Origin of the sequence: Microbacterium sp. TPD7012 (assembly GCF_003075395.1) — a bacterium.
Lineage (GTDB): Bacteria > Actinomycetota > Actinomycetes > Actinomycetales > Microbacteriaceae > Microbacterium.
In genome coordinates this window covers 98,055-120,483 of record NZ_QDFV01000005.1, presented here as the reverse complement: position 1 = coordinate 120,483, position 22,429 = coordinate 98,055, and the positions used below count along the sequence as shown (strand labels likewise).

Here is a 22,429-nt window from a genome sequence, read left to right as displayed (position 1 = left end):
AGCCTACCGCGCAGCGCCGTCGTCGCCGAGGTCAGCGCGCGGCTCCGGCGCGACGCTTGTTCCAGACGTCGAACGCCACGGCGATCAGCAGCACGAGACCCTTCACGACCTGCTGGGTCGCCTGGTCGAGGCCCATGAGCTGCATGCCGTTGCTCATCACGGCCATGATCAGGCCACCGATGATGGCTCCGCCCACGCGGCCGACGCCACCGGTCACCGCGGCGCCGCCGATGAAGCAGGCCGCGATCGCATCGAGCTCGAACATGTTGCCGGCGCCCGGCTGCGCGCCGTTGGTGCGAGACGAGAAGACGACACCGGCGACGCCGGCGAGCATGCCCATGTTGACGAAGATCCAGAAGTTGATCTTCCGCACGTTCACGCCGCTGAGCAGGGCCGCGTGCAGGTTGCCGCCGATGGCGTACACGTGGCGGCCGAACACGCTCTTCTGCGTGATGACCGAGTACGCGATGATCAGCACGGCCAGGATGATCAGCACGAAGGGCAGACCGCGGCTGATCGACAGCTGGTAGCCGAACCACATCACGACGGCGGCGACGAGGGCGATCTTGACGATGAACCAGGGCAGTGCCTCGATCGTCTGCTGATGCGCGATCTTGGAACGGCGTGAGCGCACCTGCCAGACCGCGTACCCCACGACGCCGAACGCGAAGATGGCGAGCGTGAACACGTCGACGCCGTAGCCGCCGAAGAGTCCGTTGATGAACCCGTTCGCGATCTGGTAGTAGGTGCCGCCGAAGGGCGAGAGCGAGACATTCTGGAGCACGAGGAACGTGAGTCCGCGGAAGAGCAGCATGCCGGCGAGCGTCACGATGAACGCCGGGATGCCGACGAACGCGACCCAGAAGCCCTGCCAGGCTCCGACGAGCAGACCGACCGCGATCGCCGCGATCACGCCGACCCACCACGGGTACTGCCCGCGGATCACGACGACCGCGGCGACCGCGCCCGTGAGCGCCACGACCGAGCCGACCGAGAGGTCGATGTGCCCGGCGATGATGATGATCACCATGCCGATCGCGAGGATCAGGATGTAGGAGTACTGCAGGATGATGTTGGTGATGTTGCCGGGGGAGAGGAACGTCGGGTTCAGGATCGCGAAAAAGGCGACGATCGCGACGAACGCGACGAGGATGCCGCTCTGACGCAGATTCCGCGTCGCGAGACTCATCAGGTTGCTGACGCCGTTCATGATGCGGCCGTCCTTTCGACAGTCATGAGGTGCATGAGGTTCTCCTGGGTTGCCTGGGCGATCGGCACTTCGCCGGTGATCCTGCCGAAAGCCAGTGTGTAGATGCGGTCGCAGATGCCGAGGAGCTCCGGCAGCTCGGACGAGATGACCAGCACGCCCTTTCCTTCGGCGACCAGTCGATTGATGATCGTGTAGATCTCGTACTTCGCCCCGACATCGATCCCGCGGGTCGGCTCATCGAGGATGAGGACGTCGGGTCCGGTCTGGATCCATTTGCTCAGCACGACCTTCTGCTGGTTGCCGCCCGAGAGGTTGCCGACCATCTGCAGGACCGTGGGCGACTTGATGTTGAGCTCGGCCTTGTACTGCTCGGCGACCTTGAGCTCGCGGTTCGCGTCGATCCAGCCGCCGGGGCTGATCATGCGCAGCGAGGCCATCGTGATGTTGTGACGGATGTCGTCGATGAGGTTGAGACCGAACTTCTTCCGGTCCTCCGTGGCGTACGCGATGCCGGCGCGGATCGCCGCGCTCGTCGTCGAGGTGTCGACCTGCTTGCCGCGCACGAACACCTTGCCGCTGGCGTTGCGTCCGTAGGTGCGGCCGAAGACGCTCATCGCCAGCTCGGTGCGCCCGGCGCCCATGAGGCCGGCGATGCCGACGACCTCACCGGCGCGCACCGTCAGCGACGCGTCGTCGACCATGACGCGGCCGGGCTGCGTAGGGTGATGCACGGTCCAGTGCTCGATGCGGAGGACCTCGTCCCCGATGTCCGGCGTGCGCTCGGGGTAGCGGTTGGCGAGGTCGCGGCCGACCATCGCGCGGATGATCGTCTCCTGCGTCGACGCCGGATCGCTCATGTCGAGCGTCACGATCGTCTTGCCGTCGCGGATGACGGTCGTGCGGTCGGCGATCGCGGCGATCTCGTTGAGCTTGTGGGAGATGATGATCGACGTCATCCCCTCGTCGCGCAGGCGTCGGAGCAGATCGAGCAGATGAGCGGAATCGGTGTCGTTCAGCGCCGCCGTGGGCTCGTCGAGGATGAGCAGGCGCACGTTCTTCGAGAGAGCCTTCGCGATCTCGATGAGCTGCTGCTTGCCGACGCCGAGCTGCGACACCGGCGCCGTCGGGTCCTCGTCGAGGCCGACCTGGGCCATCAGACGGGAGGCCTCCGCGTTGGCGCGGTCCCAGTCGATCAGTCCGCCTCGGCCCCGGCGCTCATTGCCGAGGAAGATGTTCTCGGCGACGCTGAGGTGCGGGATGAGGGCGAGCTCCTGATGGATGATCACGATGCCGACGCTCTCGGAATCGTTGATGGAGCCGAAGGTCGCCTCTTCGCCCTCGTAGACGATCTCCCCCTCGTAGCTGCCGTGGGGGTAGACGCCCGAGAGCACCTTCATGAGCGTGGACTTCCCCGCGCCGTTCTCTCCGCAGATCGCGAGGATCTCGCCGGGCTTCACATCGAGGTCGACGCCTTGGAGGGCTTTCACCCCCGGGAAGCTCTTCTCGATGTTGCGCATCTCCAGGATGGCTGTCGTCATGGACGGTGTCCTTCCGATCGAGCTGTGGGGCGCGCGGCCGTCCGGCCACGCGCCCCACGGTCAGGGACTATTCGGCGACGCCCGCGTCGACCTCGGCCTGGGTCCAGTAACCGGAGTCGATGAGGAGCGACGTGATGTTGTCCTTGTAGACGATGTCCGACTGGAGCAGGTACGACGGGACGATCTTCACGCCGTTGTCGTAGGTCTTCGTGTCGTTGGCCTCGGGCTCGTCACCCTGGAGCATGGCCTCGGCGACCACGACCGACTGCTCGGCGAGCTTGCGCGTGTCCTTGAAGATCGAGGCGAACTGCACGCCCTGGTTGATCAGGCTGACCGAGCCGATCTCGGCATCCTGACCGGTCACGATCGGGAGTCCGGCCTCGATGTTCGCGCCGAGTCCGCCGGTGCCCTGCAGCGCCGTGATGATGCCTCGGGAGAGACCGTCGTAGGGCGAGAGCACTCCGTCGAGCTTCGTGCCGTTGCCGTACGTCGAGGTCAGCAGGTCTTCCATGCGCTTCTGCGCCGTCTCCTGCTGCCAGCGCAGGATCGCGGCCTGCTCGATGTCGGTCTGACCCGACGGCACTGCCAGCACGCCGTCGTCGATGAACGGCTGCAGGGTGTCGATCGCGCCCTGCCAGAAGAAGTGCGCGTTGTTGTCGTCGAGCGAGCCGGCGAAGAGCTCGATGTTGAACGGGCCCTTGACGTCGGTCTCCTTGCCGTCCGCGTCGAGCACGCCGAGGCCCACGAGCAGCGAGGTCGCCTGCTGGACGCCGACCTTGTAGTTGTCGAAGGTGACGTAGAAGTCGACGTTCTCGCTGTCGCGGATCAGTCGGTCGTAGGAGATGACCGGGATGTTCGCGGCCGCTGCGGCGTCGAGCTGCGAAGAGAGCGCCGTGCCGTCGATGGCGGCGATGATCAGGAGATCGGCGCCCTTGGTGATCATCTGGTCGATCTGCTGACCCTGGGTGGGGATGTCGTCGCCGGCGTACTGCAGGTCGACCTGGTAGCCCGAGTCCTCGAGGCCCGCCTCGACGGCGCTGCCGTCGGCGATCCAGCGCTCGGAGGTCTGCGTGGGCATGGACACGCCGATCAGCAGGTCGCCCTTGTCGACCGAGCCCTTGTCGTCGCCGCCGCCCGCGGAGCCGGCGCCGCCGCCACCGCATCCCGCGAGGGCGAGCGCCCCCACCAGGCCGAGTGCGGCCAGTGCATACTTCTTCTTCATTCCGAGCTCCTTCGCTGTGAACGGCGGCGTCGTTCTCGACGCCGTGCGAACCCGCTTCGGTGATGGTTCGCTTGAGCAACTTTCTTGAGTTCGAGACTCGAAGTCAAGCCGCTGTAATGGTTTCGTTACATTCACGAGATCATCCATCGAACGTTGAAATCTCGGGAAAGGCTTGTTCGCGCAGAGTTCGAGACGTGAAGACAGACGGTTCGTCGTACCGCGTGCAGGAACGTCTTCCCCGCCATCGTATGTTGACGTCGACATGTGGAGCGAGCGCGACGCTCATCCGTTGAGGTGGCGAGCGGGAAATGGGAGTGCCTGCTGAGGAGACCGCTTCCACCCTGAGAAGGGCCGAACCTGGAGTGCAGATCGCTTTCACCGGGAGACCCGGGATCTGTGTAGTTGCGAACTTGTTATCGACTTCTCGTCGCGCTGGAATCTCGGTATCCGCTATTTCTTAGCTATGCGGCCGCAGTACCTCCGCAGTTCGTCCTTCGAAGGGTCCGCCTGTGGTCGGTGTTGTTCGAGGCATCCTCGCCTCGCTGCCTTGTCGCTACGCTCGTTGTGATCACCCCGGATTCGGCGGCGGTCGCCGATGCGAAGATCGCGCAGGGGATGAGTTCAAGGCTCCCGGCATCCGCGCCGATCGAGAGCCGCGACATCCCCGAGAACGGCCAGCGGTTAAATGAGGATGTCGAGCGTTTGGGTGGCTAACCCGAGGAAGCACTCCATGATCGTGGTCTTTGATTCCATTGTCTTGTTCGCTCTCTTTGCATTCAGGTCATTATATTTGTTGGTATTGATACCCGGAGCCCTCCTTGGATGGATCTTCGTCCATGCGTGGTGGCAGAAATCTAGTTATGGCGCGTGTTTGGGTTGGTACGACTGGAATATCTTTGTGCTTCTCGTGACCGGATTAGTTGGAGCCCGCGTGGATAGGTACGGTCGAGGTATGCGTCATGTCAGGCTGGTAGATATGAGTGCAGTCTCACACAGAGTGGGAAGAATGGGTCGAACGCTAAATAACCTGGAAAGTGACTCAGAGAGGTCGCGGATCTGAGGCCTCTGATACCGCAGCTGTACATGGTCGACTACGGGTCGTGGGTCGTATTTCTCGTAGTACTACTAGCAACCCCGCTTCCTTTCTTGACGCTGGGCCACATGGCTCTCGGCAGCTGTGTTGCGACCCTGATCATTGGCGTGACTGCGGTTGGTTCGCTCGTCATGATCTTGATGCGCGGTCACGGACTCCGCCGGCTGGCACGAAAGGTCGCGGAGCGACGCGACGGGTGGGCAATCGCTTTCGACGAAGCGCAACTGCAGAACGGCGGCGGAGTTCCTCGCCGGGAGTTCAGGAATGGATCGATATGCGTCGATCTAAGTGGCGAGATCAGCGTTTGGGAGGAGCACGGAGATACCCCGGTCGCTGCGTACTCGAAGGAGAGTGTCGTCGTCGCACACAGCACGCACGCCTACAGATTCTTCTGCTACGCAGTGATTATCATCGACCTGGCTGACTCGCGGAGGCTGATAATTCGTCCTCTCAAACCTCGGGGACCATCATGGCGGGTCGGCATGACGCGTCGAGAGAGCATAGACGCCGCCTCTCGTATTCCCGGAAGTGCTGACTCTGGTGCCACGTAACGGATCGGGACTGCGCGGGTCTCGCGAAGAAGAGATCGATGCGGCGATCGCCGACATCCGGGCGGCGATCGCTACGCGGTGAAGTAGCTGCTCGTCGCGTTGTCGAGGATGCGCTGCATGCCGTGCAGCCAGTTGAGCTTCAGTGCCTCGACGGCGCCGGGGATGTCGCCCGCGGCCAGGCGGCGGGCGATCTCGGCGTGCTCGGCGGCGACGCGCTCGACCTTCACGTCTTCCGGGACGAGCAGCGACTCGTAGCGGTGGAAGGAGCTGCGCACGCTCTCGATGACCGCCAGCAGACGCGTGTTCGGGCAGGCCGACAGCATGACGCTGTGCCACTCGTCGTCCTTGGTGATGACGAGCTGGTGTTCGACGAGCTCGTCGGCGAAGGCATCCGCCATCTCTTTCAGACGGATGCCGATCTCGCGCAGCTCGTCGGGCGGGCTGAGCTCGAGCGCGAGGCTCTCCAGGGCGGCCATGACGGGAGCGAGATCGCGGAATTCCGAGGCGCTGAGCGGCACGAACCGGAAGCCCTTGCCGTTCTCGCTCTCGATCTGGCCCTCAGACTCGAGGGCGATCAGTGCTTCGCGCAGCGGTGTGCGGCTGACGCCGAGTTCGGTGGCCAGCTGCACCTCGTTGATGCCCTCGCCGGGCTGCACGAGGCCGGCGCGCATCCGCTCCAGAAGCTCCGCACGCACCTGCGAGCGCAGGTTCCTGCGTTCGATTGCCATGCCTCTCCCGTTCTGCCGCTTGCCCGTCAGCCTATGGGTTGACGGCCTCCGGACGACGTCCTAGTGTGTTGTATACAGAATACAGCCGGTTCGGGAAAAGCACCAGAGCGAGACCGCAACCGCACGGAGAACTCAGAGAGGAGCCGTCGTGCCCGCATCCGCAGCCGACCAGCCGATCCGGCGCGTCCGCCTCGACGCGCTCGCCTACGGCGGCGACTACAACCCCGACCAGTGGTCGGAGGAGACCTGGCACGAAGACATCCGCCTGATGCGCGAGGCGGGAGTGAACATGGTCAGCCTGCCCATCTTCAGCTGGCCGCAGCTCGAACCCGAACCCGGCGTCTACGACTGGGCCTGGCTCGACCGCATCATCGACCTGCTCTGGGATGCCGGCATCGCGATCGACCTCGCCACCGCCACCGCGACCCCTCCTTCGTGGCTGCTGCGCGCGCACCCCGAGATGGCGCCGTGGGATGCCGACGGCCACCGCCTCGAGTTCGGATCCCGGCAGACCTACTGCCCGTCGTCGCCGATCTGGCGTGAGAACGTCGCACGCATGGCCCGCGCCATGGCCGAGCGCTACGGCGCACACCCGGGACTCGCGATGTGGCACATCTCGAACGAGTACGGCGACCACACCTCCCGCTGCTGGTGCCCCGAGTCGGCACGGCACTTCCGCCGCTGGCTGCGCGATCGCTACGGCGACCTCGACGGACTCAACGAGGCCTGGGGCGTCAACGTGTGGGGCCAGCGCTACACCTCGTGGGAGCACATCGAGACGCCGAAGAAGGCGCCCGGTCCGGTCAACCCGACCAAGCTCCTCGACTTCGAGCGGTTCTCGTCCGATGCGCTGCTCGAGCTGTTCCAGCTCGAGATCGACGTGCTCCGCGAGGCCACGCCCGACATCGCGGTGACCACGAACTTCATGAGCATGTTCCGCGACCTCGACTACTGGGACTTCGCAGCCGTCGAAGACGTCGTCACCGATGACGCCTACCCCGAGCCCGCCGACCCGACCTCGCACGTCGGCGCCGCGCTCAACTACGGACTCATGCGCTCGCTCAAGGGCGGGCAGCCCTGGCTGCTGCTCGAGTCATCGGCCAGCGCCACGAGCTGGCGCGACGTGAACGTGCCGAAGGCACCGGGCAAGATCCGCGTCGAGAGCCTGCAGGCCGTCGCGCACGGATCGGATGCCGTGATGTTCTTCCAGTGGCGCCAGGCCCGGTACGGGCAGGAGAAGTTCCACTCGGCGATGCTCGGCCACCGGGGCGAGCGGTCGCGCAGCTTCCAGGAGACCAAGGCCCTCGGGCTCGAGCTGAAGAAGCTCGAGCCGGTGCGCGGCACCCGGGTGCGCTCGCGGGTGGCGCTGGTCGTCGACTGGGATTCCTGGTGGGGCATCAGCGCGGTGGAGTCGCTCCCCTCGCAGCGACTGCAGTGGGCGCAGCAGGCCCGCGCCTGGCATCGTGCGCTGTACACGCTCGGCCAGCCGACGGATGCCGTGCGCGCCACGGGTCCGTTCGACGCGTACGACGTGGTCGTGGTGCCGAACCTCTACATCGTCGAGCAGCCGCAGGCCGATGCGCTCCGTGCGTTCGTCGAGCGCGGCGGGCATCTGGTGGTCGGGCCGTTCTCGGGTGTCGTGGACGCGACCGAGAAGGTGCACGAGGGCGGAGCGCCCGGTCTGCTGCGCGACCTGCTCGGCATCGAGGTCGACGAGCAGTGGCCGATCGCCGACGGACTGACCTCGCTCATCGACTACGCGGGTGAGAGCCTCACCGTGCCGCAGTGGAGCGAGTGGCTCGAGGCCGACGGCGACGTCGAGGTGCGCGGGACGTATGTCGGCGGCGAGCTCGACGGCCTCCCCGCCGTCACGCGGCATGCGGTCGGCACCGGCTCCGCCTGGTACCTCAGCGCGATCGTCGAGCCCGAGGGCATGCTGCCGATCTTCCGGGATGTGCTGCTCACGGCCGGACTCCCGGCCCGCGACCGCACCGACGTCGACGTCGAGGTCGTCACCCGCGCCGACGATGACACCGACTACACCTTCTACCTGAACCACGGACGCGCTCCGGTCTCGGTCGAGATTGCCGGTGCGGGCACCGATCTGCTCACCGGCATCCGTCATTCCGGACGTCTGGATCTCGACCGCTACGACGTCGCGGTCCTCGCGGCGCCCCGGTCCGACGCCATCCCGTTCGCCACCCTGGCCCCGCCTCTGCACGACCACGATCCGAAGGAGGAAGCATGACGACGTTCGTGCATCCGTACATCCCCAACACGGCACCCGAATCGCGCGCGGCGATGCTCGAGGCCGTCGGCGCCGAGTCCGTCGAGGAGTTCTACGCCGACGTCCCGGCGTCGCTCCGTCTGAACCGCCCCCTCGACCTGCCGGCCCCCCTGATCGCCGAGCAGGATCTCGCGCGCCACGTGCGCGGCATCCTCGCGACGAACCGCTCGACCGAGGAGCGTCTGAGCTTCCTCGGCGCCGGCACCTACAACCACTATGTGCCCGCCGTCGTCGACGAGGTGATCCGCCGCAGCGAGTTCCTCACCGCGTACGCCGGCGAGCCCTACGAAGATCACGGGCGCTTCCAGGCGCTGTTCGAGTACCAGTCGCTGATGGCCGAGCTGCTCGCGATGGATGTCGTGAACGTACCGACCTACGACGGATACCAGGCCACGGCCACGGGGCTGGCGATGGCCGGACGCCTCACCGGCCGCGGCCGCGTGCTGGCGCTGAGCGACGTGCTGCCGGAGAAGCTCTCGAAGGTGCACGACTACATCCGCACGAGCCTCGCGATCGAGCAGGTCGCGCCCTCCGGCGGCACCGCCGACCTCGACGCCCTGAAGGGCTTGCTGGGCGACGACGTCGCCGCCGTCTGGATCGAGACGCCCAGCGCCACCGGCGCTGTCGAGACCCGCCTGGCCGCGATCGCCGAGGCCGCGCACGCGGTCGGCGCGATCGTCGTGGTCGGCACCGACCCGATCGGCTACGGGGTGCTGACGCCGCCGTCGATGCAGGGCGCCGACATCGTCACCGGCGACATCCAGTCGCTGGGACTGCACCAGTGGTTCGGCGGCGCGCACGCCGGCTTCATCGCCGTGCACGACGACGAGCGCTTCGTCATGGAGATGCCCTCGCGCCTGTTCGGGCTCGAATCCACCGACGTGCCGGGAGAGTACGGCTTCGGCGACGTCGCCTACGAGCGCACCTCGTTCGCGCAGCGCGAAGAGGGTAAGGAGTGGGTCGGCACGGCAGCCGCGCTGTGGGGCATCGCCACCGGCGTCTACCTCTCGCTGATGGGCCCAGCCGGCATGGCCGAGCTGGGCGAGCTGCTGCTGGCCCGCACGCGCTATGCGCAGCAGAAGCTCGCGGCGATCCCGGGCGTGGAGCTCGGCGACACCGCGCTGCACCTGCGCGAGTTCACGGTCAGGTTCGTCGCCGCGCGTACCGCCGACGTCGTCACCGCGCTGCGCGCCCAGGGCATCGAGCCCGGAGTCGTGCTCGACGAGCGGACGCTGCTGGTGTGCGTGACCGAGGCCACCTCGGCCGCCGACATCGACCGTCTCGCCGACGCGATCGCGGCCTTCACCTCCGACACCGGATCTTCCGACACGACGAAGGAGCACGGCGCATGAGCCTCCCCATCGCACACACCACCGGCCCGCGCCGCTTCCACCAGGCCAGCTGGAACGAGCCGATCATCTTCGAGCTGTCGACGCCGGGCGAGCGCGGAGTGTCGATCACGCCCGTCGAGCCGAACGTGCGCGACGCGGTCGGCGATGTGCTCGCCGATCTGCCCGAGGGGATGCGGCGGGCCGCACCACCTGCGCTGCCCGAGATCGCGCAGATGCGCGTGCTCAAGCACTATCTGCGGCTGTCGCAGGAGAACCTCGGCTCCGACCTCAACGTCGACATCGGCCAGGGAACCTGCACCATCAAGTACTCGCCGAAGATCAACGACCAGCTCATCGAGGTGCCGCAGCTGCGGGCTCTGCATCCGGCGCAGGACCCGGCCGACACCCAGGGCGCACTGGAGCTGATCTGGCGACTCGAGCAGATGATGCAGGAGATCTCCGGGATGGATGCCGTCTCGCTCGCCTCTCCCGGCGGATCGGCCGGCATCTGGACGAACATCGCGATGATCCGGGCGTACCACGAGTCCCGCGGCGAGGGGGAACAGCGCGACGAGGTCATCACGACGATCTTCAGCCACCCGTCCAACGCCGCCGCGGCCAAGGTCGCGGGGTACAAGATCATCACCATCTACCCGGATGCCGACGGCTACCCCGACCTCGACGCGCTGAAGGCCGCGCTGTCTGAGCGGACCGCCGCGATCATGGTGACGAACCCCGAGGACACCGGCATCTACAACCCGGCCATCCGGGAGTGGGTCGACGCCGCGCACGCGGTCGGCGCCCTCGCCTCGTACGACCAGGCCAACGCCGCCGGCATCCTCGGCATCACCCGTGCGCGCGACGCCGGCTTCGACGTCTGCCAGTTCAATCTGCACAAGACGTTCTCAGCCCCGCACGGCAGCGGCGGCCCGGGAGCTGCGGCCAACGCGGTCTCTGCGGCGCTGGCGCCATTCCTCCCCGGACCGCGGGTCGAGAAGGTCGACGGTCGCTTCGTGGTGCGCGAACCCGGCGAGCTGTCGATCGGGCACGTCGCGCCGGCGCACGGAGTCATCCTGCACGTGGTGCGCGCGTACGCGTGGATCATGGCGCTCGGCGCGGAAGGCCTGCTGACCGCGTCGCAGATCGCCGTGCTGAACAACAACTACCTGCTGAAGAAGGTGCTCGAGATCCCCGGGGCCTCGGCGCCGTACGCGACCGGACGACGCCGCATCGAGCAGGTGCGGTATTCCTGGCAGGAGCTGTTCGAGGACACCGGCATCACGTCGGAGGAGATCGGCATCCGCATGGCCGACTACGGCTTCCACTACTGGACGAGCCACCACCCCTACGTGGTGCCGCAGCCGTTCACGCTGGAGCCGACCGAGTGCTACTCGAAGGCCGAGATCGACGAGTACGTCACGGCGCTCGCCCGTGTGGCACAGGAGGCGCGCGAGGATCCGGAGCTGGTCCGCACGGCCCCGCACAACCAGACCGTGCACCACACGCATCACGATTCCCTGGACGACCCGGCGCTCTGGGCCGTCACCTGGCGCGCGTACCGTCGGAAGTACCTCAATGACGTCCCTGCGGATGCTGTCGAATCGATCCTCGAGGAGTCCATCGCCTCGTGATCGGACTGGTCGTCAACCCTGTCGCCGGAGTCGGCGGGCCTGCGGGCCTGGCCGGCTCCGACGGCGCGGACGTGCAGCGTCTCGCGGTGTCGCGAGGTGCGCGTTCGCGCGTGCAGGAGCGGGCGGCCCTGGCATTGACGGTGCTGGCGGCGCAGCATCCGGGTCTCGTCGTGGCCACCGCAGCCGGCGAGATGGGCGCGGATGCCGTGCGCGCCGCGGGCCTCGTTCCGTGCGTCGTGTATGCGCCGTGCTCATCCCGGTCGTTGAGCGAGAGAGCCCTTGGCGACCGAGACGAAACGCCGTCTGCCGCGGTCGACCTCGGAGGCACGCGTTTCGTCTTGCCTGCGGCTCGCTCAACGACCGAGAGGGTGGACACCTCTCGTGCTGTCGCGGCAGTCGCTGCTGCCGGAGCAGACCTCGTGCTCGTCGTGGGCGGCGACGGCACGTTGCGGGATGCGGCGGCCGGACTCGGTGCGGCCGGTGCCGCGTTCGCAATTCAGCCAGAATCCCCGGTGCCGAGGGGTTCGGGGAGGTTGGAGACCGGTTCCGGCGAATCCTTGCTGAATTGCGAACCGACCGACCGGGAGCCCGACGCCCGGATGCCGGCGATCCTCGGCATCCCGGCCGGCGTGAAGATGTACTCTCCCGTGTTCGCCGTCAGCCCACGGGCGGCGGGAGCGCTCGCCGCGGACTGGGCGACGCGGGGCGGTCTGCCCACCGACGACCGCGAGGTGCTCGACATCGACGAGGCCGCGATGCGCCGGGCGCGCGTCGAACCCACTCTCCACGCGATGCTCCGGGTGCCCTACCTTCCGGGGCGCACCCAGGCGCGCAAGGCCGCGACGCCGGCATCCGAAGCCGCGGCCGTCGCGGCAGCTGCGCGGGGGGCGGTGTCGCAGATGCGGCCCGGCATCCGCTATCTGCTCGGTCCCGGTGGCACCACCACCGAAGTCGCCCGGCAGCTCGGCGTGCAGGGCAGTCCGCTCGGCGTCGACGTGATCCTCGACGGCGCAGTCGTCGTGCGCGGCGCGAGCGAGCAGCAGCTCCTCGCCGAGATCGCCCGGGGGCCCGCTCAGGCCGTGGTCACGGTCATCGGCGGGCAGGGCTTCCTTCTCGGCCGGGGCAACCAGCAGCTCTCGGCGTCCGTGCTCCGCGCCCTCGGAGACGATCCGCTGCTCGTCGTCGCGCCTGAGCAGAAGCTCATCGACCTGCATGGCCGTCCCCTGCTGGTCGACACCGGCGATCTCGATCTCGATGCGCGGCTCGCCGGGCACGTCCGCGTCGTCACCGGGGTCGGCTCGAGTAGCCAGTACGCCGTGACGGCCCCCGAACTCACCCCCGTCTGAACGAACGCGAAAGGAATCCCATGCGACTCGAGAACAAGAAGGCCATCGTCACCGGTGGCGCCGGCGGCATCGGCCGTGCCACGTCCATCGCGCTCGCGGCGGAAGGCGCCGCGGTCGCCGTCGTCGACCTGAACGTCGAGGCCGCCGAGGCGGTCGCCGTCGAGATCCGCGGGGCGGGCGGCACGGCCCTGGCGATCGCGGCCGATGTCGCGAGCGAGCCCGACATCGAGCGGGTCGTCGCGACCGCGGTCGCGGAGCTCGGCGGGGTGGACGTCGTCTTCAACAACGCCGGCATCATCCGCCGCACGACCGCGGTCGAGACGACCGTCGAGGAGTGGGACCGCGTCTTCGGCGTGAACGTGCGCTCGATCTTCCTCATGTGCAAGCACATCGTGCCGATCATGGAGGCTGCGGGTGGCGGCTCGATCATCAACACCGGATCGGGCTGGGGCCTCAAGGGCGGCGGGCAGGCCATCTCGTACTGTGCCTCGAAGGGCGCCGTGGTGAACATGACCCGTGCGCTGGCGATCGACCACGGGCCGGCCGGCATCCGGGTGAACTCGGTCAACCCGGGCGATGTGAACACCGGGATGCTGCGCGAAGAGGCTCGCCAGCTTGCGCAGGACACGAACGCGTTCCTCGCCGAGGCCGCCGACCGGCCGCTGCGCCGGATGGGCGAGCCGCACGAGGTCGCCCAGGCCGTGGTCTGGCTCGCGAGCGACGACTCGTCGTACGTGACGGGCTCGGCGCTCGTGGTCGACGGGGGCGGGATCGCCTGACGACTCGTGGAGGGCGTGCACGATTCAGCAAGAATCCGTCCGATCGAGGCGCTGGGAGCCGAACCGGCCGGATCGCGCGCGTTCTTGCTGAATTGTGCACGCGCACCCGGCTGCACCGAACCCCCAGGGCACTCGCGTAAAATCGGCACAATGACCGATGCGCCTGGACCCTTCGACGAGCTCGGAGACCCCGCGGGCGAGGTCACCGCGAGCGATCGGCTGCGCGACGTGCTGGGCGCCGGCATCGACCCCGACGATCTGGCCACGACCCTCCGCGTGCTCGCGCACCTGCACGAGATCGACAACGAGCATCCGGACTTCGTCGCCGTGCGCCACGCGACCGCCGCGATGTTCAAGGCCGTCAAGCGCGTGCGCCGCAAGGAGATCCGCGATGCGATCGCCGAGGCCGACAAGGCCGTCGTCGCCCGCACGGCCACGGGTGCTCCCGATCGCATCGACGACGAGACCCGCGGTCATGACCTCGCGACGAGCGTGGTGGATGCCCCGATCGCGGGGGAGCTGCTGAAGCCCCGCAACTGCTACATCTGCAAGCAGCCGTACACCCTCGTGGACGCGTTCTACCACCAGCTGTGCCCTGACTGCGCGCGCTTCAGCCACGGCAAGCGCAACGCCCGCACCGACCTCACCGGCAAGCGCGCACTGCTCACCGGAGGCCGCGCCAAGATCGGCATGCACATCGCGCTGCGGCTGCTGCGCGACGGTGCGCACACCACGATCACGACGCGCTTCCCGCGGGACGCTGTGCGCCGTTTCTCGGCCCTGCCCGACTCGGCCGACTGGCTGCACCGCCTTCGCGTCGTCGGCATCGACCTGCGCGATCCCGCCCAGGTGATCGGGCTGGCCGACTCGGTCGCTGCGCAGGGACCCCTCGACATCCTCATCAACAACGCCGCGCAGACCGTGCGCCGCTCGCCCGGTGCCTACTCGCTGCTGGCGGATGCCGAGCTGCAGCCGCTCCCCGACGGACCGCTCCCCGAGATGGAGACCTTCGGGCACACCGTCGACCCGCACCCCCAGGCGCTGCAGGCGTCGGTCGACTCGCACCCGCTGCTCTCGGTCGCCGCCCTCGGCGGAACGGTCGCCGAGCAGGGTGGTCAGGCGCTCACCGCGGAAGACCTCGCAAGGCTGGCGATGGCACCCGGGTCGTCGTCGCTCGAGAAGCACGCCGACGGCACCGCGATCGACGCGGGCGGACTCGTGCCCGACGTCAACCGCGTGAACAGCTGGGTGCAGTCGATCGACCAGGTCGATCCGCTCGAGATGCTCGAGGTGCAGCTCGCCAACACCACGGCGCCGTTCCTGCTGATCAGCCGCCTGCGCGCGTCGATGGCGGCATCCGATTCCCACCGCAAGTACGTCGTCAACGTGTCGGCGATGGAGGGGCAGTTCTCCCGCCGGTACAAGGGCCCGGGGCATCCGCACACGAACATGGCGAAGGCCGCGCTGAACATGCTCACGCGCACGAGTGCCGGGGAGATGCTCGAGACCGACGGCATCCTGATGACCGCCGTCGACACCGGCTGGATCACCGACGAACGCCCGCACTACACGAAGGTGCGCCTGGCCGAGGAGGGCTTCCACGCTCCGCTCGACCTGGTCGACGGCGCCGCCCGCGTGTACGACCCGATCGTGCGCGGCGAGGCCGGCGAAGACGTGCACGGCGTGTTCCTGAAGGACTACGAGCCCAGCCCCTGGTGAGCCGCGGCCGGCCCGGTGTTGTCCGATCTGGGGCAGGATGTCGGTCGAGATCGCACTTTGCAGGTCAGAATCGAGGATCTCGACCTGCAAATGTGATCTCGACCTGCAAACCGGGGATGGATGCCGGGAGTGGGCCTGCCGGGGACGGATGCCGGGGACGGATGCCGGATCTGATCAGGGTCTCAGGCCTCGCGACGCTCGAGGTTCGCCGAGGCCCACGCGCCGAGCTGATCGAGGATCGGCAGCAGACCCTGCCCGCTCGCGGTCAGGGCGTATGACACGGTGACCGGAGGGCCCGCGTCGACGGTGCGGGCCACGAGCCCGGTCTCGGCGAGTTCGGCGAGCCGGTCGGAGAGGACGGTGTCGCTGATCCCGGCCACAGCGCGGCGCAGCGCGACGAAGGTCGAGGGCCCGGCGCCGAGCGAGGCGACGATCATGCCGTTCCATCGCTTTCCGAGCACGCTGAAGGCCAGTGTGACGGCGGCGTCACACCGTTGCACTGCCTCCTCGAGCTCGGGCATGCCTCCATCCTACTCGTGCTACGTTAACCACTGCCGCTAAGAAAAACCTAGCGACTACGAAAACGAGAGGTTTGACATGTCCCTGTTCCGCCTGGATGCCAGCATCCTTCCCGCGTCGTCCGCCAGCCGCGCACTCGCCGACCTCGTCGAGGCCGAGTGGACGGCATCACACCCCGACTCGACGGTCACGCGCCGCGACCTCGCGGCCGACCCCGTTCCCGCGACGGCGTGGGCGGATGCCGTCACCGGCGGTTTCGTCGACGCAGCCCAGCGCACCCCCGCGCAGAACGAGGCCCGCGCGCTCGCCACGAGCTTCGCCGACGAGTTGATCGGCGCCGATGCGCTGCTGTTCGCCGTGCCGCTCTACAACTACGGCGTCTCGCAGCACTTCAAGACCTGGTTCGACCTCGCCTACACCGATCCGCGGATCGACCCGACGGGCACGGCCCTGAACGGCAAGCCCGCGACCCTCGTCACGGTGCTCGGCGGAAACTACGCCCCCGGCACGCCCAAGGACGGCTGGGACCACTCGACCGGATGGCTGCGTCGCGTGCTCGAGGATGTCTGGGGCCTCGACCTGCGCGTCGTGCAGCGTCCGTTCACCCTCGTGGGCGTGAACCCGGCGCTTGACGCGTTCGCCGACACCGCGCAGGAGCTCAAGGAGGCCGCCGAGACCGACGCGGTCACGTACGGCCGCGAGGTCGCCGCGCTGCGGGGCTCGCAGGTCGCCTGAGTCACGGCATCCGGCCGCAACTTCTGCGGCCATCCGCGACTTCTGCGGCCCGGATCGGGGGATTCCGGCCGCAGAAGTTCATATCGGCCGCAGAACCTGAGGCGGAAGGCTGCGCCTGGGCTCCGGATCCGCCCGGCCCCGGCATCCGTTCGGCGCACTTTGCAGGTCGAGAACACGGATGCAGGTCCGGAAAGCGCGTTCTGGACCTGCATCCGTGAAATGTCCCGACGACTGTGCCGGCGGCTACCCGATCAGGGTCAGGAACAGCCGCACCGACAGGGCGAGCACGGCCACGAGGCCGATGATGCCTGCCGCGTTCTGCCACCAGGTGTTGCGCATGTCGCCCATGAGCTTCACGCGGTTCGCCATGACGATGATCAGCGCGGCGAGCACCGGCGCGACGAAGACGGTCAGCGCCTGCGCGATGACGATCAGCTGCACCGGAGACTCCTGGAAGATCACCGTCACGGCGATGCCGAAGACGAGGATGCCGGCGCTCACGAGCTTCGCGGTGAGGGAGCTCGACGACGCGCCACGACCCAGTCCGTCGGACAGCATCGTGCCTCCGGCCGTCGCATTCGCGATCATGGATGAGAACGCAGCGCCGAAGAATCCGAGCGCGAACACCGTCGAGCCGACGGGGCCGGCCAGCGGCTCGAAGATCCCGGCGAGGGCGACCACGGTCGGCGCCGCCTCTCCGGTCTTGCCCAGGACGGATGCCGCGACGACGATGACCAGCGCGGTCATGATGCCGGGCGCGACGATGCCGGGGATCGTGTCGACGATCGTCACGTCGCGGTAGTCGGCCTCGGTGCGACCGCGCTCCTTCGTGCCGTAGGCCGTGTAGAACGCGGCGTTGATGGAGAAGTTCGTGCCGACGAGCGCGACGATGAGAAGCCACGCGCCGCCCGGGAACGTGGGGAGGAGTCCTGCTCCGGCCGCGGCCCAGTCGGGGTTCGAGATGAACGCCGAGGCGATGAACGCGATCGCCATCAGCGCGACGATCACGATGAGGACCTTCTCGACGACGCGGTAGACGTTGCGGAGCAGCAGCAGCGCGGCGACCGCGGCGGTGCAGATGACCGTCCACATGATCGGGCTGCCGCCGAAGAGCATCGACAGGCCGAGGCCGGAGCCGACGGCGTTGCCGACCGAGAAGCACAGCGTGATGAGGAAGACGCCGATGCCGGCGAGCACGCCCACCCAACCGCCGAGGTGCTCCTTGATAGAGGAGATGAGCGACGTGGGCGACTTGATGCCGAGGCGCACGGCCATGTCGGTGAGGAAGATCATCAGGATCGTCGAGACCACGATCACCCAGATGAGGGCGTACTGGTAGCCGCTGCCGGCCTGGACCGCGGTGGTCAGGTTGCCGGGGCCGAACTGCCAGGCGCCCGCGACGAACGCCGGGCCGATGAGGGCCAGGTGCTGCCAGAACGGGCGCCGTTGCTTGCGTGAGGTGACGATGTTCTTCATCGTCTCAGTGGAGACCCGCCCATAGCCAGTGCCGGGTGTGGGCGAGGCGTGACGCGTTTTCGTGCGTTCGTTCATGTTCGTGTCCTTCGAGTCGTCGTTGACTGCAGGGGGGTGATGGGCGGGGCGGTCTCGGGCGACCGCCCCGCCCTGGTCGTCACGCGGAGACGGTGACCTTGCCGAGTCCGGCGAGAGCGAAGGCGGCGGCGATCTCGGCATCCGCCCCGTCCGGCAGGGGGAGGAGCGGCGTGCGGACGGTCGCGTGATCGAGGATGCCGCGCTGCACGAGGCCCCACTTCAGGGCGACGGTGCCCTCCATGTGCGAGCCGCGGTGGTACACGTTCTGCGTCACCGGGAGCAGGCGCTCGTGGATCGCGTGCGCTGCCTCATAGTCGCGCGCCTTGCCTGCGGCGATGAGCTCGATGAGCGGCTCGGGAGCGACGTTGCCGTAGCCGACCAGCAGGCCGTCGACGTCGAACATCGTCGGCAGCAGGTACTCGTCGTGGCAGGACAGGATCTGCAGGTCGGGGTAGGCGGCGCGCAGCGCGGGGATCTCGGTGTACCAGCGGCGCATGTTGCGGACGCCGTTCTTCGTGGCGAACACGCCCTCTTGCCCGGCGATCTCGAGCTGCGTGTCGAGGTCGTACGTCGCCTTGGTGTTGTCGGGGTACTGGAAGAGGATGAGGGGCAGGCCCGACTCCTCGTAGATCTCGCGGTACCGGGACTGCGGGGCGCCCTGCTGGTAGCCGAAGCGCAGCCAGCCGTGCGACGGGTACACGAGACCGGCGGTCGCGCCGGCGTCGACGGCGGCCTTGGCCTCGAGAGCAGCGGTCTTGTTGCCCTCCTTGGTGATGCCGGCGATGACCGGGACGCGGCCGTCTGTCGAGGCGACGAACGCGCGGATGACGTCGAGCTGCTCCTCCTCGGTGAGGAACGTGCCCTCGCCGGCGTGGCCGAGCACGACGAGGCTCTTGACGCCGTCGATCGAGCCGAGCCAGGAGCCGAGGCGCTGGATGGCGTCGTAGTCGACGGCTCCGTCCTCGGTGAACGGGGTGACAGGGGCGGGGTTGAGGCCGCGGAGGTCGAGAGTCATGATCGGTCCTTTCCTTGGAGCTTCTTCGCTGATGTTCTCGGCTTCGAGATTGTGGGAACGTTCGCGGGAACGTTTGCAGGAACGATTGCAAGTATGATCGGAGGCACGGGGGATGTCAACACCCGGATCCGGAATCAGTCGAGGGGGACGCCGTGGACGAGCAGCAGGAGCGACATGTCGTCACGCTGAAGGACGTGGCCGCGGCATCCGGCGTCAGCATCTCCACCGTCAGCCGCGTGCTCGACGATCGCACGCCGCCGTCGCGCTCCTCGACGGCCGAGAAGGTGCGCCGGATCGCCGACGAGCTGGGCTACCGCCGCAACATGTTCGCGTCCGGGCTGCGCCGCGGTGCGACCGGAACCATCGGCGTGCTCGTCCCCCGGCTCACCGACCACGTCATGGCGCTGATGTTCGAGGCGATCGAACGCACTGCCCGTTCCCGCGGCTCGTTCGCCGTGGTGGCGACCTGCGGCGACGACCCGGTCGAGGAGCGGCGGGCGACCGAGACCCTGCTCGACCGGAACGTCGACGGCCTGATCCTCGCGACCGCGCGGCTGGATGACACCCTTCCGGCGTCGCTGCGCGAGCGTGGAGTCGCGCACTCGCTCGTCCTCCGCACCGACGGCGTCAGTCCGTCGGCGCTCGGCGACGACGAGGCCGGCGGCTACTTCGCCGCCCGGCATCTCGTCGACCTCGGACACCGGGAGATCGCCGTCATCACCGGGCCGTGGTTCACCTCGAGCGCGCGCGATCGCCTCTCCGGGGCTCGACGGGCGCTCGCCGAGGGCGGGATCGAGCTCGCGGAGGAGCGCGTCATCTCGACCGGGTACGGCATCGAGTCGGGCCACATCGCGGGGCGTGAGCTTCTCGCTGCGGCATCCCGCCCGACCGCGATCTTCGCGGCCAACGACAACCTCGCGATCGGGGTCGTCGCCGCCGCATCCGCCGCCGGATTGACCGTCGGGCGCGACGTGTCGGTCGTCGGATACAACGACATCCCGCTGGCAGCCAGGCTCCCCGTGCCGCTGACGTCGGTGCGCACGGCCTTCGATCAGATCGCCGCCAGCGCGCTCGACCTGCTCGGTGGCCCGGGGGCCATCACCCGCGCCCTGCCGACCCTCATCCCCCGGGCGTCGACAGCCGCGCTCGGCCGCTGACGGCGGGCTCAGCGGCAGCCCTGTCCGGCGTCCGCCCGGCTTCGGCACCCGTGTCCCGTCCTGGTATCCGGGGCCGCCCCGGCATCCGCCCGGCACGCTCGTCGGGACAAAGAACGGATGCCGGATGAAGTGCGTGTCTGGACGGACATCCGTGCGAAGTCCCGACGGGTGTGCCGGCCTGCCCTCAGCCGAGCGGCGACGGGTACGGATGCGGCAGCCACACCGTCACGATCAGACCGCCGTCCGCCCGCGGGGTGAGCACGAGGGAACCGCCGTGGGCCTGGGTGATGCGCTGTGCGATCGCGAGTCCGAGCCCCACCCCGGCATGATCCTCATCGCGCGTGCGCTCGGCACCCCGCTGGAACGGCTCGGTGAGCGTCGCCACGCGATAGGCGGGCAGCACCTCGCCGGTGTTCTCGACCACCAGCGCCACGGCGTGCGGCGTCGCGTGCGTGCGCACCGCCACGGCGCCTCCGGAGGGCAGATTGTGCACGACGGCGTTGAGCACGAGGTTCGTGACGAGCTGCTGCAGCAGAGCCGACGACCCCAGCACCGGAGCGGCGACGCCTCCCACCTCGACGGCGACACCGCGTCGATCCGCGAGCGGGAGGAGGGCTTCGACCGCCTCCTCGGCCAGGAGTGACAGGTCGACGACCTCGCGGGTGAACGACCGGCGCTCGGCGCGGCTGAGCAGCAGCAGCGCCTCGGTGAGCTCGATCGCGCGAGCGTTGACCTCCTGCAGTCGGGTGATCAGCGCATCGACATCGCGCTCGGGATCGGTACGGGCGACCTCCAGCAGGGTCTGCGAGATCGCCAGCGGAGTGCGCAGCTCGTGCGAGGCGTTCGCGGCGAACCGCTGCTGCTCGGCGACCTGCGCCTCGAGCTGCTCGAGCATCGAGTCGAAGACGTCGGCGAGGTCACGGAACTCGTCACGCGGCCCTTCGAGCGCGACACGATGCGACAGCGAGCCCTGCGTCGCGAGCTTCGCCGCGTCGCTGATCCGGTCAAGCGGTGCCAGCATCCGTCCGGCGAGGAGCCAGCCGCCGCCGAGCCCCAGGGCGATCAACACGACCATCACGACACCGGCGACGGGCACGAAGGCCCGCAGCAGATCCGAGCGGTTGGGCACGAAGATGTCGGCCACGATCTGCGCGTCCGGCACATACCGCAGCAGGAAGAGGCCGACGGCGGCGAGGAGCAGGATGCCGGAGAACACGACGATCCCGGCGTAGCTCAGCGTGAGCTTGAGGCGGGCGCTCATCCCGGCCCGCCTAGGCATCGGCATCCGTCCCGATCCGGTACCCGACACCGGGCACGGTGAGGATCAGCCAGGGCTCGCCGAGGCGCTTGCGCAGCGACGACACCGTGATGCGCACGGCGTTCGTGAAGGGGTCGGCGTTCTCGTCCCAGGCGCGCTCGAGCAGCTCCTCCGCGCTCACCACTCCGCCGTCGGCGTCGACGAGCACCTCGAGCACTGCGAACTGCTTGCGGGTCAGGGCGACGTAGCGATCGTCCCGGTACACCTCGCGGCGGAACGGATCGAGGCGGAGCCCCGCGACCTCGAGCACCGGCGGGCGGGCGCGCTGCCGTCGACGGTCGAGTGCCCGCAGGCGCAGCACCAGCTCCCGCAGCTCGAAGGGCTTCGTGAGGTAGTCGTCGGCGCCGATCTCGAACCCGGAGGCCTTGTCGTCGAGCCGATCGGCGGCGGTCAGCATGAGGATCGGGATGCCGCTGCCCGATGCCACGATCCACCGCGCGATGTCGTCGCCGGAAGGGCCGGGCACGTCGCGATCCAGGACGGCGATGTCGTAGGCGTTGATGCTCAGCAGCTCGAGGGCCGTGTCGCCGTCGCCCGCGATGTCGGCGGCGATCGCCTCCAGGCGCAGCCCATCGCGAACCGCCTCGGCGAGGTAGGGCTCGTCCTCGACGATCAGCACACGCATGGCTGCGATCCTACGCACCCGCGTATATCGGGAGCGTATGGAAAAGCTCATACGACCGGGCAACAGCCGCCCTT

At 68.3% G+C, this 22,429-nt stretch carries 18 protein-coding genes; 9 read left to right on the top strand and 9 right to left on the bottom strand.

Translation table 11 applies throughout. The features are described 5' to 3' along the window. Positions 1-31: 31 nt before the first annotated feature. From mmsB to chvE, 3 genes are all read right to left on the bottom strand, one after another. Complete coding sequence (gene mmsB, locus DC434_RS14815; protein ID WP_116636081.1) at positions 32-1,210, bottom strand: multiple monosaccharide ABC transporter permease; 1,179 nt, start codon at positions 1,208-1,210, stop codon at positions 32-34. Beyond that, complete coding sequence (gene mmsA / locus DC434_RS14810) at positions 1,207-2,748, bottom strand: multiple monosaccharide ABC transporter ATP-binding protein (RefSeq protein ID WP_116636080.1); 1,542 nt, start codon at positions 2,746-2,748, stop codon at positions 1,207-1,209. The genes mmsB and mmsA overlap by 4 nt, the downstream gene beginning before the upstream one ends. Positions 2,749-2,815: 67 nt before the next feature. Continuing rightward, complete coding sequence (gene chvE, locus DC434_RS14805; protein ID WP_116636079.1) at positions 2,816-3,970, bottom strand: multiple monosaccharide ABC transporter substrate-binding protein; 1,155 nt, start codon at positions 3,968-3,970, stop codon at positions 2,816-2,818. A 564-nt stretch (positions 3,971-4,534) separates the two neighbouring features. On the opposite strand from chvE, the gene DC434_RS20165 reads away from it, so the two are divergent. Next, complete coding sequence (locus tag DC434_RS20165; RefSeq protein ID WP_165808087.1) at positions 4,535-4,684, top strand: hypothetical protein; 150 nt, start codon at positions 4,535-4,537, stop codon at positions 4,682-4,684. A gap of 1,001 nt (positions 4,685-5,685) precedes the next feature. Here the strand turns inward: DC434_RS20165 and DC434_RS14795 are convergent. Next, the gene (locus DC434_RS14795) at positions 5,686-6,342 is read right to left on the bottom strand and encodes a GntR family transcriptional regulator (RefSeq protein WP_116636077.1); all 657 of its coding nucleotides are present in this window, start codon (positions 6,340-6,342) and stop codon (positions 5,686-5,688) included. A gap of 148 nt (positions 6,343-6,490) precedes the next feature. On the opposite strand from DC434_RS14795, the gene DC434_RS14790 reads away from it, so the two are divergent. The 6 genes from DC434_RS14790 (at position 6,491) to DC434_RS14765 (ending at position 15,435) form a co-directional block, all read left to right on the top strand. Further along, positions 6,491-8,590 (top strand): beta-galactosidase, encoded by a 2,100-nt coding sequence (locus DC434_RS14790; RefSeq protein WP_116636076.1) that lies wholly within the window; start codon positions 6,491-6,493, stop codon positions 8,588-8,590. Continuing rightward, positions 8,587-9,981 carry an aminomethyl-transferring glycine dehydrogenase subunit GcvPA gene (gene gcvPA / locus DC434_RS14785; RefSeq protein ID WP_116636075.1) on the top strand — a complete coding sequence of 465 codons (1,395 nt, stop codon included), beginning with the start codon at positions 8,587-8,589 and terminating at the stop codon, positions 9,979-9,981. Before DC434_RS14790 ends, gcvPA begins: the two co-directional genes overlap by 4 nt. After that, positions 9,978-11,591 carry an aminomethyl-transferring glycine dehydrogenase subunit GcvPB gene (gcvPB, locus tag DC434_RS14780; protein ID WP_116636074.1) on the top strand — a complete coding sequence of 538 codons (1,614 nt, stop codon included), beginning with the start codon at positions 9,978-9,980 and terminating at the stop codon, positions 11,589-11,591. The genes gcvPA and gcvPB overlap by 4 nt, the downstream gene beginning before the upstream one ends. Further along, a complete protein-coding gene (locus DC434_RS14775; protein WP_116636073.1) occupies positions 11,588-12,937 on the top strand; it encodes an NAD(+)/NADH kinase in 1,350 nt (449 codons plus the stop codon). Before gcvPB ends, DC434_RS14775 begins: the two co-directional genes overlap by 4 nt. A gap of 20 nt (positions 12,938-12,957) precedes the next feature. Next, the gene (locus tag DC434_RS14770) at positions 12,958-13,716 is read left to right on the top strand and encodes a glucose 1-dehydrogenase (protein ID WP_116636072.1); all 759 of its coding nucleotides are present in this window, start codon (positions 12,958-12,960) and stop codon (positions 13,714-13,716) included. 150 nt (positions 13,717-13,866) lie between these two features. Continuing rightward, entirely contained in the window at positions 13,867-15,435 is a 1,569-nt protein-coding gene (locus tag DC434_RS14765; protein WP_243408945.1) for an SDR family NAD(P)-dependent oxidoreductase, read from the top strand. Positions 15,436-15,617: 182 nt separating this feature from the next. Here the strand turns inward: DC434_RS14765 and DC434_RS14760 are convergent, their stop codons facing one another. Next, on the bottom strand, positions 15,618-15,956 hold the full coding sequence (locus DC434_RS14760; protein WP_116636071.1) for a helix-turn-helix domain-containing protein: 339 nt from the start codon (positions 15,954-15,956) through the stop codon (positions 15,618-15,620). Positions 15,957-16,032: 76 nt separating this feature from the next. On the opposite strand from DC434_RS14760, the gene DC434_RS14755 reads away from it, so the two are divergent. Continuing rightward, positions 16,033-16,689 (top strand): NAD(P)H-dependent oxidoreductase, encoded by a 657-nt coding sequence (locus DC434_RS14755; RefSeq protein ID WP_116636070.1) that lies wholly within the window; start codon positions 16,033-16,035, stop codon positions 16,687-16,689. A 243-nt stretch (positions 16,690-16,932) separates the two neighbouring features. On the opposite strand, the gene DC434_RS14750 is transcribed toward DC434_RS14755, so the two are convergent. Together DC434_RS14750 and DC434_RS14745 are read right to left on the bottom strand one after the other, a co-directional pair. Continuing rightward, positions 16,933-18,165: an Nramp family divalent metal transporter gene (locus DC434_RS14750; RefSeq protein WP_116636069.1), complete on the bottom strand. Its 1,233-nt coding sequence runs from the start codon at positions 18,163-18,165 to the stop codon at positions 16,933-16,935. Positions 18,166-18,319: 154 nt separating this feature from the next. Then, positions 18,320-19,255: a dihydrodipicolinate synthase family protein gene (locus DC434_RS14745; protein WP_207769977.1), complete on the bottom strand. Its 936-nt coding sequence runs from the start codon at positions 19,253-19,255 to the stop codon at positions 18,320-18,322. A 152-nt stretch (positions 19,256-19,407) separates the two neighbouring features. Between DC434_RS14745 and DC434_RS14740 the strand changes: the two genes are divergently transcribed. After that, a complete protein-coding gene (locus tag DC434_RS14740; RefSeq protein ID WP_116636067.1) occupies positions 19,408-20,412 on the top strand; it encodes a LacI family DNA-binding transcriptional regulator in 1,005 nt (334 codons plus the stop codon). Positions 20,413-20,596: 184 nt separating this feature from the next. Here DC434_RS14740 and DC434_RS14735 read toward each other — a convergent pair whose 3' ends face one another. Further along, entirely contained in the window at positions 20,597-21,673 is a 1,077-nt protein-coding gene (locus DC434_RS14735; RefSeq protein ID WP_116636066.1) for a HAMP domain-containing sensor histidine kinase, read from the bottom strand. A 10-nt stretch (positions 21,674-21,683) separates the two neighbouring features. Next, positions 21,684-22,355, bottom strand: coding sequence for a response regulator transcription factor (locus tag DC434_RS14730; protein WP_116636065.1), 672 nt, complete (start codon positions 22,353-22,355; stop codon positions 21,684-21,686). Positions 22,356-22,429: the final 74 nt, after the last annotated feature.

What these genes read in the sequence shown, in the direction of transcription:
- DC434_RS14760 (WP_116636071.1), bottom strand. Translation starts at nt 15,956, where the DNA reads ATGCCCGAGCTCGAGGAGGCAGTGCAACGGTGTGACGCCGCCGTCACA.
- DC434_RS14795 (WP_116636077.1), bottom strand. Translation starts at nt 6,342, where the DNA reads ATGGCAATCGAACGCAGGAACCTGCGCTCGCAGGTGCGTGCGGAGCTT.
- DC434_RS14770 (WP_116636072.1), top strand. Translation starts at nt 12,958, where the DNA reads ATGCGACTCGAGAACAAGAAGGCCATCGTCACCGGTGGCGCCGGCGGC.
- gcvPB (WP_116636074.1), top strand. Translation starts at nt 9,978, where the DNA reads ATGAGCCTCCCCATCGCACACACCACCGGCCCGCGCCGCTTCCACCAG.
- DC434_RS14750 (WP_116636069.1), bottom strand. Translation starts at nt 18,165, where the DNA reads ATGAAGAACATCGTCACCTCACGCAAGCAACGGCGCCCGTTCTGGCAG.
- mmsB (WP_116636081.1), bottom strand. Translation starts at nt 1,210, where the DNA reads ATGAACGGCGTCAGCAACCTGATGAGTCTCGCGACGCGGAATCTGCGT.
- DC434_RS14735 (WP_116636066.1), bottom strand. Translation starts at nt 21,673, where the DNA reads ATGAGCGCCCGCCTCAAGCTCACGCTGAGCTACGCCGGGATCGTCGTG.
- DC434_RS14765 (WP_243408945.1), top strand. Translation starts at nt 13,867, where the DNA reads ATGACCGATGCGCCTGGACCCTTCGACGAGCTCGGAGACCCCGCGGGC.
- DC434_RS14755 (WP_116636070.1), top strand. Translation starts at nt 16,033, where the DNA reads ATGTCCCTGTTCCGCCTGGATGCCAGCATCCTTCCCGCGTCGTCCGCC.
- gcvPA (WP_116636075.1), top strand. Translation starts at nt 8,587, where the DNA reads ATGACGACGTTCGTGCATCCGTACATCCCCAACACGGCACCCGAATCG.
- DC434_RS14730 (WP_116636065.1), bottom strand. Translation starts at nt 22,355, where the DNA reads ATGCGTGTGCTGATCGTCGAGGACGAGCCCTACCTCGCCGAGGCGGTT.
- mmsA (WP_116636080.1), bottom strand. Translation starts at nt 2,748, where the DNA reads ATGACGACAGCCATCCTGGAGATGCGCAACATCGAGAAGAGCTTCCCG.
- chvE (WP_116636079.1), bottom strand. Translation starts at nt 3,970, where the DNA reads ATGAAGAAGAAGTATGCACTGGCCGCACTCGGCCTGGTGGGGGCGCTC.
- DC434_RS14745 (WP_207769977.1), bottom strand. Translation starts at nt 19,255, where the DNA reads ATGACTCTCGACCTCCGCGGCCTCAACCCCGCCCCTGTCACCCCGTTC.